12 protein-coding genes and 1 tRNA gene are annotated in these 14,077 nt (G+C 34.6%); 8 read left to right on the forward strand and 5 right to left on the reverse strand.

From position 1 onward, the window contains the following. Nucleotides 1-3: 3 nt before the first annotated feature. The 3 genes from pgi (at nucleotide 4) to ABD816_RS08810 (ending at nucleotide 4,962) form a co-directional block, all read left to right on the forward strand. Entirely contained in the window at nucleotides 4-1,641 is a 1,638-nt protein-coding gene (pgi, locus tag ABD816_RS08800; RefSeq protein WP_344926530.1) for a glucose-6-phosphate isomerase, read from the forward strand. A 177-nt stretch (nucleotides 1,642-1,818) separates the two neighbouring features. Next, entirely contained in the window at nucleotides 1,819-4,422 is a 2,604-nt protein-coding gene (locus ABD816_RS08805; protein WP_344926532.1) for a TonB-dependent receptor, read from the forward strand. A 102-nt stretch (nucleotides 4,423-4,524) separates the two neighbouring features. Next, on the forward strand, nucleotides 4,525-4,962 hold the full coding sequence (locus tag ABD816_RS08810; RefSeq protein ID WP_344926533.1) for a hypothetical protein: 438 nt from the start codon (nucleotides 4,525-4,527) through the stop codon (nucleotides 4,960-4,962). A 19-nt stretch (nucleotides 4,963-4,981) separates the two neighbouring features. Here ABD816_RS08810 and ABD816_RS08815 read toward each other — a convergent pair whose 3' ends face one another. Beyond that, the gene (locus tag ABD816_RS08815) at nucleotides 4,982-5,407 is read right to left on the reverse strand and encodes a secondary thiamine-phosphate synthase enzyme YjbQ (protein ID WP_344926535.1); all 426 of its coding nucleotides are present in this window, start codon (nucleotides 5,405-5,407) and stop codon (nucleotides 4,982-4,984) included. Between the two features lie 110 nt (nucleotides 5,408-5,517). Between ABD816_RS08815 and ABD816_RS08820 the strand changes: the two genes are divergently transcribed. After that, nucleotides 5,518-6,339: an HAD family hydrolase gene (locus tag ABD816_RS08820; protein WP_344926537.1), complete on the forward strand. Its 822-nt coding sequence runs from the start codon at nucleotides 5,518-5,520 to the stop codon at nucleotides 6,337-6,339. Nucleotides 6,340-6,393: 54 nt separating this feature from the next. Here the strand turns inward: ABD816_RS08820 and lepA are convergent, their stop codons facing one another. Continuing rightward, on the reverse strand, nucleotides 6,394-8,190 hold the full coding sequence (gene lepA, locus ABD816_RS08825) for a translation elongation factor 4 (protein WP_344926539.1): 1,797 nt from the start codon (nucleotides 8,188-8,190) through the stop codon (nucleotides 6,394-6,396). A gap of 188 nt (nucleotides 8,191-8,378) precedes the next feature. Continuing rightward, nucleotides 8,379-9,140, reverse strand: coding sequence for a CDP-alcohol phosphatidyltransferase family protein (locus ABD816_RS08830; protein ID WP_344926541.1), 762 nt, complete (start codon nucleotides 9,138-9,140; stop codon nucleotides 8,379-8,381). Between the two features lie 381 nt (nucleotides 9,141-9,521). On the opposite strand from ABD816_RS08830, the gene dusB reads away from it, so the two are divergent. After that, nucleotides 9,522-10,514: a tRNA dihydrouridine synthase DusB gene (gene dusB, locus ABD816_RS08835; protein ID WP_344926543.1), complete on the forward strand. Its 993-nt coding sequence runs from the start codon at nucleotides 9,522-9,524 to the stop codon at nucleotides 10,512-10,514. A 64-nt stretch (nucleotides 10,515-10,578) separates the two neighbouring features. Here the strand turns inward: dusB and ABD816_RS08840 are convergent, their stop codons facing one another. Together ABD816_RS08840 and rbfA are read right to left on the reverse strand one after the other, a co-directional pair. Then, entirely contained in the window at nucleotides 10,579-11,787 is a 1,209-nt protein-coding gene (locus ABD816_RS08840) for an ABC transporter permease (protein ID WP_344926545.1), read from the reverse strand. A gap of 66 nt (nucleotides 11,788-11,853) precedes the next feature. Further along, entirely contained in the window at nucleotides 11,854-12,246 is a 393-nt protein-coding gene (gene rbfA / locus ABD816_RS08845; protein ID WP_344926547.1) for a 30S ribosome-binding factor RbfA, read from the reverse strand. A gap of 110 nt (nucleotides 12,247-12,356) precedes the next feature. On the opposite strand from rbfA, the gene mce reads away from it, so the two are divergent. The 3 genes from mce to ABD816_RS08860 all read left to right on the forward strand — a co-directional run bounded on the left by mce (nucleotide 12,357) and on the right by ABD816_RS08860 (nucleotide 13,923). Continuing rightward, a complete protein-coding gene (gene mce, locus ABD816_RS08850; protein WP_344926555.1) occupies nucleotides 12,357-12,761 on the forward strand; it encodes a methylmalonyl-CoA epimerase in 405 nt (134 codons plus the stop codon). A 131-nt stretch (nucleotides 12,762-12,892) separates the two neighbouring features. Continuing rightward, a tRNA-Ile gene (locus ABD816_RS08855) sits at nucleotides 12,893-12,966 on the forward strand. A gap of 225 nt (nucleotides 12,967-13,191) precedes the next feature. Continuing rightward, the gene (locus tag ABD816_RS08860; protein WP_344926549.1) at nucleotides 13,192-13,923 is read left to right on the forward strand and encodes a hypothetical protein; all 732 of its coding nucleotides are present in this window, start codon (nucleotides 13,192-13,194) and stop codon (nucleotides 13,921-13,923) included. The last annotated feature ends 154 nt before the right edge of the window (nucleotides 13,924-14,077 follow it).

Below are 14,077 nucleotides of genomic sequence, written 5' to 3' on the forward strand. Positions count from 1 at the left end.
CATATGGCATTACCAACTATCAACCCTACGACCACAAAAGCCTGGAAAGCATTACAAGCACATTACCAAAATATAAAAGACACACATCTCAAAGATTTGTTTGCAGAATCTCCAGAACGTGCAGCTACATTCTCTGTAGCATGGAAAGATTTTTATGTTGATTATTCTAAAAACAGAATAGATGAAACCACCAAACGCCTGTTAATAGATCTCGCCAAAGAAGTAAAACTAGAGGAAGCCATTAAAAGTTATTTTGAAGGAGATATCATCAATAAAACCGAAGAAAGAGCTGTTTTACACACTGCATTAAGAGCGCCTTCCAGCCATCATATCCAGATTGATGGAACTAATGTTATACCAGAGGTTACTGAAGTAAAGAAAAAAATAAGTGGGTTTTGTGACACTGTAATTGATGGAACACTAAAAGGTCATACTGGTAAACCATTTACTGATATTGTCAATATTGGTATTGGAGGATCAGATCTGGGACCTGCTATGATTACAGAATCATTAGCATACTACAAAAATCACCTACACGTACATTATATATCTAATGTAGATGGAGATCATGTGCATCAAAGTTTAAAAGCGTTAAACCCAGAAACCACCTTGTTTGTAATTGTTTCTAAGACATTTACCACACAAGAAACACTTTCTAATGCAACCACTGCAAGAAGCTGGTTTATAGAACAAGCTTCAGCAGAAGCTGTAAGCAAACATTTTGTAGCCGTTTCCAGTAACATCCCTAATGTCACAAAATTTGGGATTGCAGAAAATAATATTTTTCCATTGTGGGATTGGGTAGGAGGTCGATTCTCCTTATGGAGTGCTGTAGGATTATCCATCAGTCTTTCTATAGGTTATACAAACTTTGAGGCCTTATTAGAAGGAGCTCACGACATGGATGATCATTTTAGAGCCACTAGCTTTGAGGACAATATCCCGGTGATCCTGGGATTACTTAGCGTTTGGTATAATAACTTTTTTGAAGCAGAGAGTGAAGCTATCATCCCATACTCTCAATACTTACATAGATTACCGGCTTATCTTCAGCAAGGAATTATGGAAAGTAATGGTAAAAGTGTAGATCGTATTGGTAATCCTGTTGATTATCAAACAGGAACTATTATCTGGGGAGAACCCGGCACTAATGCACAACACGCATTTTTTCAACTCATTCATCAGGGTACTAAATTAATTCCTGCTGAGTTTATAGGTTTTAAACACTCTCTATTTAATGACAAAGATCACCATGACAAGTTAATGGCTAATTTCTTTGCTCAGACAGAAGCTTTAATGAATGGAAAAACCGAAGCAGAAGTCACACAAGATTTAAAATCCAAAAACCTTTCAGAAGAAAAATTACGCGAATTAATACCTTTTAAAATATTTACTGGCAATAAACCAACGACTACTCTTCTGATAGACAAATTAACCCCAAAGAGTCTGGGAGCATTAATCTCCATGTATGAGCAACGTATTTTTGTTCAGGGTGTCATTTGGAACATTTTTAGTTACGATCAATGGGGAGTAGAATTAGGTAAGCAATTAGCTACAAATATTCTGTCAGAAATCAATAATACGCAGATTTCTGAGCATGATTCATCAACAAAAACATTGTTAAAAAGATACCTAAGTTAAAAAATTAACAATTGTCTATCTCTTAATTATTTATAAATAGCTTTAAATGAGTTTATTATGCCATTACGGTTTATCCACAATTTGTGGAAATCTTCTTGATAATTCTTAACATTAAGATAACATTTTCTGTGTAAAGATTTGTTCTTTTGCATCAAACAATTAACTCAATTAGCTATAATGAAAAAGATTACACTTTTATTTGTTGTATTCCTTTTTGCAGCGGCTTCAATCGGCTACGCACAGGGGACAGTAACGGGAACAATTTATGATGCTTCTACTAACGGACCACTTCCGGGAGCAAACATTGTAGAATTAGGAACCAGCAATGGAGCTTCTTCTGATTTTGATGGAAAATTCTCAATCAAAACTAATAATGCTACAGGAAAAATTAATATTACCTATGTGGGTTTTGGTTCTAGAAATATTGCATTCGATGTTACTAATGGAGATCAGGATTTAGGAATTATTAATTTATCGCTTGATAATTCTCTGGAAGAAATTATTATTGTAGGAACAGGAATTGTTGATTTAGCAGAAGACAGAAAAACACCAATTGCTGTATCTACCATAAAAGGAGAAGATATTCAGTTAAAAGCAGCTGGAAATGTTGAATTTACAGAAACTATGAAGAATACACCTTCTGTTTATGTTGCCAATCAAGCCGGTGGTTTTGGTGATAGTCAGGTTTTCTTAAGAGGTTTTGATGATACTAACACAGCATATTTATTAAATGGGCAACCTATTAATAGCCCTGAAGATGGTAGAGTTTTCTGGTCCAATTGGGCTGGGATGTCTGATGTTGCTAACGCAGTTCAGATACAGCGTGGATTAGGGTCTTCTAAACTGGCGATTTCATCTGTTGGGGGTACTGTAAATATTATATCTAAAACTACCGATCAAAAACAAGGTGGTTATTTAAGATTATTAGGTGGTAATGATAGCTATTTTAAGAGTACAGCAAGTTACAATTCTGGACTTAACGATAAAGGTTGGGCATTTTCAGTTTTAGTAGATCATTGGCAAGCACATAGAAAATACGCTATAGGCACAGAAGGTCAAGGACAAAACTACTTGTTTTCCGTTGGGTATAAACCTAATGATAGAAACACCTTCAACTTTTTAATAACAGGTGCACCGCAATACCACGATCAAAACTTCTCTGATGATCTTGAAAATTATGAACAATTTGGTGAAAAACACAACGATAATTCTGGTTTTTTAGATGGGGAACGGTTTACTGAACGTAGAAATTATTACCATAAACCAGTTGCCAACTTAAACTGGGATTTTGATATTAATGAACAACTTGATTTATCAACAGTATTATACGCATCTTGGGGACGTGGTGGTGGAACTGGAAACCTAGGTAGTAGTAGTAATCGAGTAAGAAATGATATAGGTCAAATTGATTTTGATCAAATAGTAGAAAATAATATTGCAACATCAGATAGTAATGGATTTGGAAACTTTGGGGATTCTTATATCAGAAGATCTTCAGTTAACAACCATAATTGGTATGGGTTACTTTCTAGTCTTAACATTGAACTAGAAGAGAATTGGACTTTTAACCTTGGTTTTGATGGTAGATTATACAAGGGGGACCATTTTAGACAAGTAAATAATTTATTAGGGCTTACTGGATTTGTAGATAATTTTAATAATGATCAGAGACCTGATGATTATGTATTTACTGAGACTTATGAGGCTGATCCATGGGCATCCTTATTTAATTTTGCTGATGAAGCGAATAGAACACAATTCGATTACTCAGAAAATATTAACTATCTAGGTGGTTTTGGTCAAGCAGAGTACTCTACAGAAAAGTTCGCAGTATTTGTTCAAGCAGCATTATCGACACAATCTTACCAAAGAACTGGTCGTTTTACAGGAACTGGAAATGGCTTAGGCAAATCAGAAAAGCTTAATAAAATTGGATATAATATAAAAGGAGGACTTTCTTATAATTTTAATGAAAAACATGCTGTTTTTGGAAACGCAGGTTTCTTTTCTCGCCAACCTTACTTGGATAATGTATTTTCAGATATCAGAAACTCTAACGACCTAGTTGAACCAGGAGTCGATAATGAAGAAATTACTGGTATTGAAGCAGGATACCGTTTTAAGGGTAAAAATTTTAGATTAAATATAGATATTTATAGAACAGATTGGGCAAATCGTTTCTTAACTTTTAGTGGTCCAGAACTTGATAATGGTGATTTTACAACTTATAGACTGACTAGTGTTGGACAAATTCATCAAGGTTTAGAATTTGATTTTGAATACAAACCAAATAATGGAAATTTAACACTAAGAGGCTATGGTTCCTTAGGTAATTGGAAATTTGAAGGAGACTCTCCATTTACTTTAGCAAATGACCAAACCGCTACCATAATAGAATCAGGAGAGATTCCTTTAACAGGAACTAAAGTTGGTAATGCACCACAATCGTCTTTTGGTATTGGAGGATACTTCAACATAACTGATAATCTATCCATCGATACTGATTACAATATTTATACAGGTTTATATGGTTTTGTAGATCCTGAAGACGTGGCAACCGCATCTATAGATGGAGAAACATATCAAGCAGAAAGATTACCATCTTACGATCTTGTAGATGCTGGTATTACATATAAACTTAACTTTGGTGATGATAAAATTATTTTTAGAGGAAATGTTAAAAATGTATTTAATTCACCTTATATAAATCAGTTAAATAATTTTGGATATTTTCTAGGTATCGGAAGAACTTGGAACGCTAGTATAAGCTATAATTTCTAATAATTAGAAGCAATTTGACTATCTTAAAAACCTCATTCGTTTAAACGAATGAGGTTTTTTTATACATAATATGTACCTTTGGTCTAAACTAAACACATCACTATGTACGAAGCGATTCAAATTGTTCATTCTTATTGGGCGTATCTTGTTGTTCTTGTTGTTACACTGGCAACTATCAATGCACTAATTGGTTTTCTTGCTAAAAAAGAATACAGTCCTAAAGATTTTAGAATATCACTTTTTGCTTTAATTGTTACTCACCTACAATTGCTAATAGGAATTATTATCTTTTTTGTATCTCCAAAAGTTATGTGGTTTAGTGATGTTGCGGTAGGTCAGATTATGAAAGATCCTCTATTAAGATTGTATAATGTAGAACACCCTACGGTGATGATTCTTACTGTTGTATTTATTACTATGGGCTATTCTAAACATAAAAAGAAGTTGACCTCTACACCCAAGTTTAAGAAATTAGCTATATTTTATACGTTGGCATGGATTCTTATGTTGTCTCGAATTCCATGGAGTAGTTGGATTTAAGATAAAAACAGTAAAGTTTTTAAGAATTCCCAAAAGCAGTAACGACTAACCTTCTCTGTCCGCCGTTATTTCTATGCTCACATAGATATATTCCTTGCCAGATGCCTAAATTAAGTTGACCATCAGTGATTGGTATCTGTACAGATGCACCTAGTAAAGACGCTTTAATATGTGCCGGCATATCGTCTGGCCCTTCATACGTATGTGTATAATAAGATTCGTTTTCAGGAATCATGGCATTAATCTGACTTTCAAAATCTATTCGTACGGTAGGATCTGCGTTTTCATTAATCGTTAAGCTTGCAGATGTATGTTTGATAAAAACTTGTAATTGACCAACAGCTATTTGTTGAATCTCCGGAACCCTAGACAAAACATCTTGTGTAATTAGATGAAATCCGCGTTCATATCGTTCTAGCTGTATTTCTTTTTGATAAAATTGCATCGCTTTTGATGGGTTTGGTTACTGAAACACCAATTTAATATAAATTTTACAGTAATAACGATCCGTAATCAATCTCACTCCAATACCTTTGCCACTTAATTTTTATTGCTATGGATTTATCTAAAATAAAATTGGTTGCCACAGATATGGATGGTACTCTGCTTAATGCCAAAGAAGAAGTAAGCGCTCATTTTTTTGAGCTTTTTGAAGAGCTTCAGGAGTTAGGAGTCACTTTTGTAGCTGCCAGCGGACGACAATATTATAGCATTATTCATAAGCTTGCTCCTATTAAAAACGATATTATCGTTATTGCAGAAAATGGAGCACTAACGATGCAACGAGGTAAGGAGTTACAAACTACAGATATTGACAGAGAAACCTATTTAGAACTACTGGAAGCTACTAAGGATTTAGAAGGATCTCAGGTAATCTTATGTGGCAGAAAAAAAGGATATGCATTGGATCATGGTGAAGGTTTTGAGAATATATTTAAAGAATATTTTGGGAAATATGAGATCGTAAAAGACTTATCAAAAGTAATAGACGACCAATACCTTAAAATTGCTATTTGCAATCAAAAAGGTGCAGAAAAATACCTGTATCCCGCATTAAAACATCTCGAAAACCGATTAAAAGTAAAAGTATCAGGAGAAATCTGGTTAGATTTATCTCATATCAATGCCCATAAAGGAAATGCACTCAAGCAATTGCAAGAGCGCTTAGATATATCAATAAAAGAAACTATGGTTTTTGGAGACTATAATAATGACCTGGAGATGATGGATCAGGCATCATATAGCTTCGCTATGGAAAACGCACATCCTAATGTAAAAGCAGTCGCTAAATACACTACTAAAAGTAACAACAATCAAGGCGTAGAATACATGTTAGCCAAGATGATTGAAGCTAAAAAAGCAACATTTGGTGTTTAAAAAGACTGTCTCAGAAAAACCAAATACGTTTTTTTATAATTAGTTTTTTACACCTTAATCATTCAATTTTAACACGGCCATAAATGCTTCCTGTGGAATTTCTACATTTCCTACCTGACGCATACGTTTCTTCCCTTTTTTCTGCTTTTCCAGTAATTTACGTTTACGCGAGATATCACCTCCATAACACTTTGCTGTTACATCTTTACGTAATGCTTTTACTGTTTCACGGGCTATAAACTTAGCTCCAATAGCTGCCTGAATTGGAATATCAAATTGTTGACGTGGGATCAGTTCTTTTAATTTCTCACAGATTTTTTTACCAATTCCGTAAGCATTATCTTTATGTAATAATGCAGAAAGAGCATCCACAATACTTCCATTAAGCAATAAATCAACCTTTACCAGTTTTGATTCCCGCATACCGATAGGTGCATAATCAAAAGAAGCATACCCTTTAGACACCGTTTTTAAACGATCATAAAAATCAAAAACAATTTCTGCTAATGGCATATCAAAAGTCAGCTCTACACGTTCTGTAGTCAGATAGGTCTGATTAGTAATCTCACCACGTTTTTCAATACATAATGACATTACTGATCCTACAAAATCAGCTTTGGTAATTATAGAAGCCTTAATAAACGGTTCCTCCACACGATTTAAAGAAGATGGCTCCGGCAAATCTGATGGATTATTTACAATAATAATATCATCAGGATTTTTATTAGTAAATGCATGATATGACACATTGGGTACCGTAGTAATCACGGTCATATTAAACTCTCGCTCTAGTCGCTCCTGGATAATTTCCATGTGCAACATTCCTAAGAAACCACATCTAAAACCAAAGCCCAGTGCTGCTGAACTCTCTGGTAAGAATACTAAGGATGCATCATTTAATTGTAATTTTTCCATAGAAGAACGCAGTTCTTCATAATCCTCTGTATCTACAGGATAGATCCCTGCAAATACCATCGGTTTCACATCTTCAAAACCAGCGATGGCATTTTGTGTAGGGGTTTTAGCATCTGTAATCGTATCTCCTACCTTTACATCCCGTGCATCTTTTATCCCTGTGATTAAATAACCTACATCACCAGTTTTTATGGTTTTCTTGACAACCTGATTTAATTTTAAAGTTCCTACCTCATCGGCAAAATAAGTTTTTCCGGTAGCTACAAACTTAATTTGCTGTCCTTTTTTGATCTCTCCATTAACCACTTTAAAATAAGTCTCTACCCCTCTGAAAGAATTATAGACAGAATCAAAGATCAGCGCCTGTAGCGGCTCTTCTGGATTTCCTTCCGGAGCGGGAACTCGCTCTATGATTGCTGTAAGAATTTCTTCGATCCCAATACCTGTTTTAGCACTGGCAGGAATCACTTCTTCTGCATCACAACCTAAAAGATCTACAATATCATCAGTTACCTCTTCTGGATTGGCACTTGGTAAATCTACTTTATTTAATACCGGAATAATCTCCAGATCATTTTCTAATGCCAGGTATAAGTTAGAAATTGTCTGTGCTTGTATGCTTTGAGCTGCATCTACAATTAACAGAGCACCTTCGCAAGCCGCAATGGAACGAGAAACTTCATAAGAAAAATCCACATGCCCCGGAGTATCAATAAGATTGAGAATATATTCTTCTCCTTTATATGTATACTCCATCTGTATTGCATGACTTTTGATCGTAATACCACGTTCACGTTCCAGATCCATGCTATCCAGTAATTGTGCCTGCGCCTCACGAGCCGTTACAGATCCTGTAAAGTCTAACAATCGATCCGCAAGTGTACTCTTACCATGATCTATATGTGCAATAATGCAAAAATTTCGTATGTTCTTCATTCTTTTTCTTCAATTCGATTAGTAGGATACACCTGTCTCCTCCAAGTCTTGCTGTACATTATACCCACTGATAACTCCCAGCGAATAGCACTCTCATTGCTCATACCGTACTAGTATGCAAGAAAGGAGAATGCAAATATAATTGATTTTTTATGGGTATCTCTTACCCTGATCTAATAATGTGTTTGTTATAATAATTTTCGGATACCAATAAAAACTAATATCATAATAGAATAGCTGATAAAAAATGGAATTATATACTCTTTCCATCCTAGTACTAACATCCCACTTATGATTAAAAGTTGAAAGCCCAGGCCAAAAGTTGATACCCCGGTCATCAACCATTTTGGCAGATACTTACTTTCAGAAGCATTACTATCCAATATATAAATTATTTTATCAAAGATCCCGTACAGCGCTTTATAACAGGCAAATAGTATATTCACGGTTGTTTGCTTCTCTCCTTTCATAGCAATAGGTATTTCGTTTTCAAAAACCCTGCTGGTCGTATCTCCATTCACCTGATTTCTTAAAATCACATAATAATAATTATACAACGTACCCTGCAATTGTATACTTAAAAAAGCAAAAATAGTATACCCCAGATTAGCATTAGTAATTTGCCAAAGTGCAATGAAAATAAAAAGATTCAATATGATATCCGCTACGGAGTCAAAATAGCGCCCCGTGTATGAAGGTGTGTTTTTTACTCTCGCCAGCTCACCATCAGCAGCATCCAGAATAGATTTAAAAATTAAGAAGAAAGCAGCAGCCCAGAAATAACCATATACCATACAAGCAATAGCCATCATTCCAGAAATAATAAATGCTATAGTAACATGGATAGGAGTGCAATTAGTATTCTTTAGCGAATTAGCGATAAATCTGGCTGGTGATCTTCCGTAATCCGAGAGGTCGATAAATTGATGATTTTTAGGTAGCTTAGACATTAGTGCTTTTTTTATGGAGCATTTTTAATGACTTAGTTTCCTAAATTTTAAAACAGCACGAGCATATTAATTATAGGTAAATATACAATTAAAATGAATAATACACATAGCGAATCAATAAGACACACCAGTAAATGAAGTACCTCAACCCAAGGGCACAAGGTATCAGAAGCAAGATCACTTTATTACAAGAGCTAAAAAACAAAACTGTTTTTATAAGTTTTAAGCATCTATATGCTGGTTTCATTAGCTACACCCACGGCAAAGTCTCTGGGGATTCTATAGATTAAAAAGCAACTATGATTTTTAAAATTTACAGATCATAAAGAATTTGTATTTTTGTTCACGAAATCACAAACTGTAATTTAACACATATACATAGTGGCAAAAATAGGAGACATAGATGTAGGAGAATTTCCTTTGTTATTAGCACCGATGGAAGATGTAAGTGATCCTCCTTTTAGAGCATTATGCAAGGAGCAGGGAGCTGATGTCGTATACACAGAATTTATTTCGAGCGAAGGACTAATTCGTGATGCTGCAAAAAGTGTGATGAAACTGGATATCTATGAAAAAGAACGTCCGGTCGGTATTCAGATTTTTGGTGCGAATCTGGATTCTATGTTAAAATCGGTGGAGATTGTAGAAGCCTCTAAACCGGATATTATTGATATTAATTTTGGGTGTCCTGTAAAAAAGGTGGTGAGCAAAGGTGCAGGTGCCGGAATTCTAAAAGATATTGATCTAATGGTTTCTTTAACAGAAGCCATGGTAAAACACACTAAACTACCTGTTACTATAAAAACTCGATTGGGTTGGGATGACGCCTCTATTAAAATAGTTGAAGTAGCAGAGCGATTACAAGATGTTGGAGCAAAAGCAATTGCTATCCATGGGCGTACCAGAGCACAAATGTATAAGGGTAACGCGAACTGGAAACCCATTGCTGATGTAAAAAATAATCAAAGAATGCACATTCCTGTTTTTGGCAATGGCGATGTAGACACTCCGGAACGTGCCGTAGCAATGAGAGATGAATTTGGTCTTGACGGCGCTATGATCGGTCGTGCAACCATTGGATATCCTTGGTTTTTTAAAGAGGTGAAACACTTTTTTAAAACCGGAGAACACTTACCTCCACCTACACTAAAAGAACGAGTGGTCGCTGCGCGCAGACATCTGCAAATGGCAATTGATTGGAAAGGAGAAAAATTAGGCGTGTTTGAAACCAGAAGACATTATACAAATTACTTTAAAGGAATCCCTCATTTTAAAGAGTACCGAATGAAAATGGTAACCAGCGATGATGCTATCGATGTATTTGATGTATTTGATGAAATCGAGAAAAAATTTGCAGGGTTTGAGTTTGCTTAAATCTGATACAAAGTATTAAGCGCAAGGGGATATCTTGCACGTCTCTGCTTGCAATACTTTAAAATTAAGGAGCCTTTACTAGACGTTTATTTATTCTACTCGAAGCTAGCAAGGATGCAACACATCCTATGACCGTAATAGTAAGGAATACAACTATAAAACTAACCGCAGTGATTCGTGTAGGATATGGCAAGGAGGGCGTGATCATTAAAAGTCCTAACTTTTGTTGTAATGTAATAATGATAAAACCTAAAAGCAATCCCAAGGATGCTCCTAACACGGTCATTAAAGAGCCCTGAAATAAAAATATGGCTCTTATTTTATATAAGGTAGCACCCAGATTATACAATGTTTTGATATTATTTTTCTTATCAATAATCATCATAATGATGGCACCTGCTACATTAAATAATGCAATAATGGCGATTAAAGTAACTACCAGATAAGAGGCCAGGTTTTCTGTATTAAGCATTTTATACAACGTATCATTTAGTTGCTCCCTGTTTTTTATAACTATCTGATGGTCAAATATCGATTGCAAGGCGTCAGCTACCACCTTTTCATCAGCATCAGGAGACAATTTCAATTCGATATGAGTAACCCGGTCTTCCGGTAATTGTAATAAATCTCTTGCTAATTCGAGTGTAGAAAAGATATAAGTATTATCCAGATCTTCATTTACAGAATACACTCCTATATTCACAGCCGTTTTTTTTCTGAAAGCCTTAGCAGGATCATTCGGAATTCCTGTACCTGGTTTTGGAACATAAATATTCAGAAAATTAGTGTATACCTGCTCTACCCCCATGCCTAACTCCATACTAATACCAGCACCTGCTACAATCTGAGCATTATTGCCTGTCAACCAAGTACCATATGATAAAATACTATCGGTATAAATTACCTTAGAATAGGCAGGAGCTACCCCTTTTACAAAAGCGGTTTTTTGTTTGTCTTTGAACTCTAAAAAGACACGCTCTTCGATAATTTCAGAAAAATGAGCTACCCCTCCTAGTTGCTTCAGTTTTTCTTTGTGAGCATCTGTATACGTAAAAGTCTTGCCACTTACCGGAAAAATCTTAAGATCGGGATCAAAATAAGAAGAAAACCGAAGACTAAAATCCTTTAGCCCCGCAAAACCGGATAATACAATAAACAAAGCCATCGATCCAATAACAACACCACAAGCCGCGATGCCGGTAATTATATTAATTGCATTACTACTCCCTGGGGAGAATAAATAGCGTTTTGCAATGTAATAAGAGAAGTTCAAGGTATGTATTGAAAATTAAGCAATCTGAATAAATCTAATTTTGAAATAAAGATAAAGGAATAAAAGTTATTTCTTTTTAAGGCGTGGTAATAAATCAGGATTCTGGATCGGATTCTCTTTTCCCTTTATCGCTTTATCAATATTATCAATATACTCCAGCGAATCATCTATAAAAAAGGATAGCTCTGGCATACGCCTTAATTGATGTTTAGTTCGCTGTGCTACCTGATGCTTAATTTGCGATTTAACAGCGTTTACTTCCTCCAGTACTTTGGCACCTTCTTTATTAGGAAAAACACTCATATATACTTTGGCGATCGATAAATCTGTCGTTACACTCACTTTCGTTACAGAAACCAAAATTCCTTGTACTCCCGCCTCACGTAATGCATGTTGTATCACATCTGCCACATCCTTTTGTAATACACCACCTATTTTTTTCTGTCTATTTGTTTCCATGGCTACAAAAATAGACAATTATCCGTTTATTATTTTATTTCCCATCAAAATCCGTTATCTATTTCTAAATTGTACATTTATAAACGCAAAATATCAAATAGATGAATCATATTAATAAAATAGAACATATAGGTATTGCAGTAAAAGATATCGATACGGCAAATGATGTATATCAAAAATTACTGGGGGTTCCTCCTTATAAAAAAGAGGCTGTAGAAAGCGAAGCGGTGATCACCTCTTTCTTTAAGGTGGGAGATAGTAAAATTGAGTTATTGGCAAGTACTCATGAGGAAGGACCTATTGCAAAATTTATTGCTAAAAAAGGAGAAGGTATCCATCATATCGCTTTTGATGTAGATAATATAGTGCAAGAATTAGATCGATTAGAAAATGAAGGCTTTCAATTAATCAATACAACTCCAAAAAAAGGAGCGGATCATAAACTTGTAGCTTTTGTACATCCTAAAACTACACATGGGGTGCTGGTAGAGCTTTGTCAAAATATTGTTTCTTAATCCTAGAAAATAAAACGGATCCTACCGATCTACTATAGTGGTCACTTTCTAACAAGAAAAACTTTCTAAATAAAATACAGAAAAATGTTTGCCTTGTTTATATAATTACTTAAATTTGCCGTCCGTTTCGGGGTCCTATAGCTCAGCTGGTTAGAGCACCTGACTCATAATCAGGGGGTCCATGGTTCGAGCCCATGTGGGACCACAAGTAAAATCAAGGCTTTGTAGAGTTTCTTCTCTCAAAGCCTTTTTTCATGTGCATATAATTTGCATACAGAAATAGTGATTATTACAAGCTTAAAACCCAGTATATCTTGTTTTTTTCTTATTATTGGCTGTAATTATACCTAATACTTCAATATCACGGAAAAGTTGAAGTAAGGAATAGTTATTGAAGTCATTTACATGAAGTAAGGCAAGGAATACATCTATGGGGGAAACAAATTTTAAACTATTTGAAATTCAGATTGGGGATATTTGGAATTTTGAAAAGAAAGTATTTTTATCAACACGTATAGGTATTGATCATATACTAGACCTACAGAAAAATGTGAAAGATATCATAATTGATAAAGGTGAGCCGTTTTTAACCTATCAAGAAGACCAAGATACTTATAACGAACAAGTACAGTTTATACAACAATCTGCAGAACTAAAAGATAGTATACGTTTATCATATTTTGCAAGCGGAGACAGCTTATTTTATTATAATCAAAAGATACAAATTCCTAAAGAAGATGAAGATTTTGATTTTTGGTTTGTTCTTAAGTTAAGCCAGTATCATGAACGGATAAAATACATTGATGTTTTTCTAAAACATCATTTAGAATATACCTATGCCAATCATAAATTAGATTTTCATAACTTTCTGGTTCTGCTTTTAAGACAGTACAAAAACACTTTTTTGACTCCAGAAATTTTTTATACTTGTGAGGAGTTTATGGAGCAATTAATAGATGAATTTGAAGAATTCAATATAAAAAAGAAACCAACCTTTCCTAAAAAGACAACCAGACCCAGAATGTCCGGAACTATAAAGAGTTTTTCTTTAAAAATTCTAAAAGAGCATCCTGATTATTTTGAGCGTAATAAGCATATTTATAATGTTTTTTATGAACTTGTTAATCACGGATTTATTCATCAGGATACTGAAGAACGATAGTTCAAAAATATTTTTTGTAATAAAGAAATATGATACTCCCAATGCTTAGGACAGGATAAAGATATTTTTAATTTCTAAGAAGCCATTTGTTTTTGATAAAATATTTGATTTGGAGGTACTTTTCCGATTTCAGTATGTCTTCTTTTGGTGTTGT

It is taken from the genome of Aquimarina addita (assembly GCF_039539305.1).
In the GTDB taxonomy this organism is placed as follows: Bacteria; Bacteroidota; Bacteroidia; order Flavobacteriales; family Flavobacteriaceae; genus Aquimarina; species Aquimarina addita.

Excerpts from the sequence above, each read along its gene's own strand:
- ABD816_RS08820 (WP_344926537.1), top strand. The coding sequence starts at position 5,518 with ATGGATTTATCTAAAATAAAATTGGTTGCCACAGATATGGATGGTACT.
- ABD816_RS08860 (WP_344926549.1), top strand. The coding sequence starts at position 13,192 with ATGGGGGAAACAAATTTTAAACTATTTGAAATTCAGATTGGGGATATT.
- rbfA (WP_344926547.1), bottom strand. The coding sequence starts at position 12,246 with ATGGAAACAAATAGACAGAAAAAAATAGGTGGTGTATTACAAAAGGAT.
- ABD816_RS08810 (WP_344926533.1), top strand. The coding sequence starts at position 4,525 with ATGTACGAAGCGATTCAAATTGTTCATTCTTATTGGGCGTATCTTGTT.
- ABD816_RS08815 (WP_344926535.1), bottom strand. The coding sequence starts at position 5,407 with ATGCAATTTTATCAAAAAGAAATACAGCTAGAACGATATGAACGCGGA.
- ABD816_RS08830 (WP_344926541.1), bottom strand. The coding sequence starts at position 9,140 with ATGTCTAAGCTACCTAAAAATCATCAATTTATCGACCTCTCGGATTAC.
- lepA (WP_344926539.1), bottom strand. The coding sequence starts at position 8,190 with ATGAAGAACATACGAAATTTTTGCATTATTGCACATATAGATCATGGT.
- ABD816_RS08805 (WP_344926532.1), top strand. The coding sequence starts at position 1,819 with ATGAAAAAGATTACACTTTTATTTGTTGTATTCCTTTTTGCAGCGGCT.
- pgi (WP_344926530.1), top strand. The coding sequence starts at position 4 with ATGGCATTACCAACTATCAACCCTACGACCACAAAAGCCTGGAAAGCA.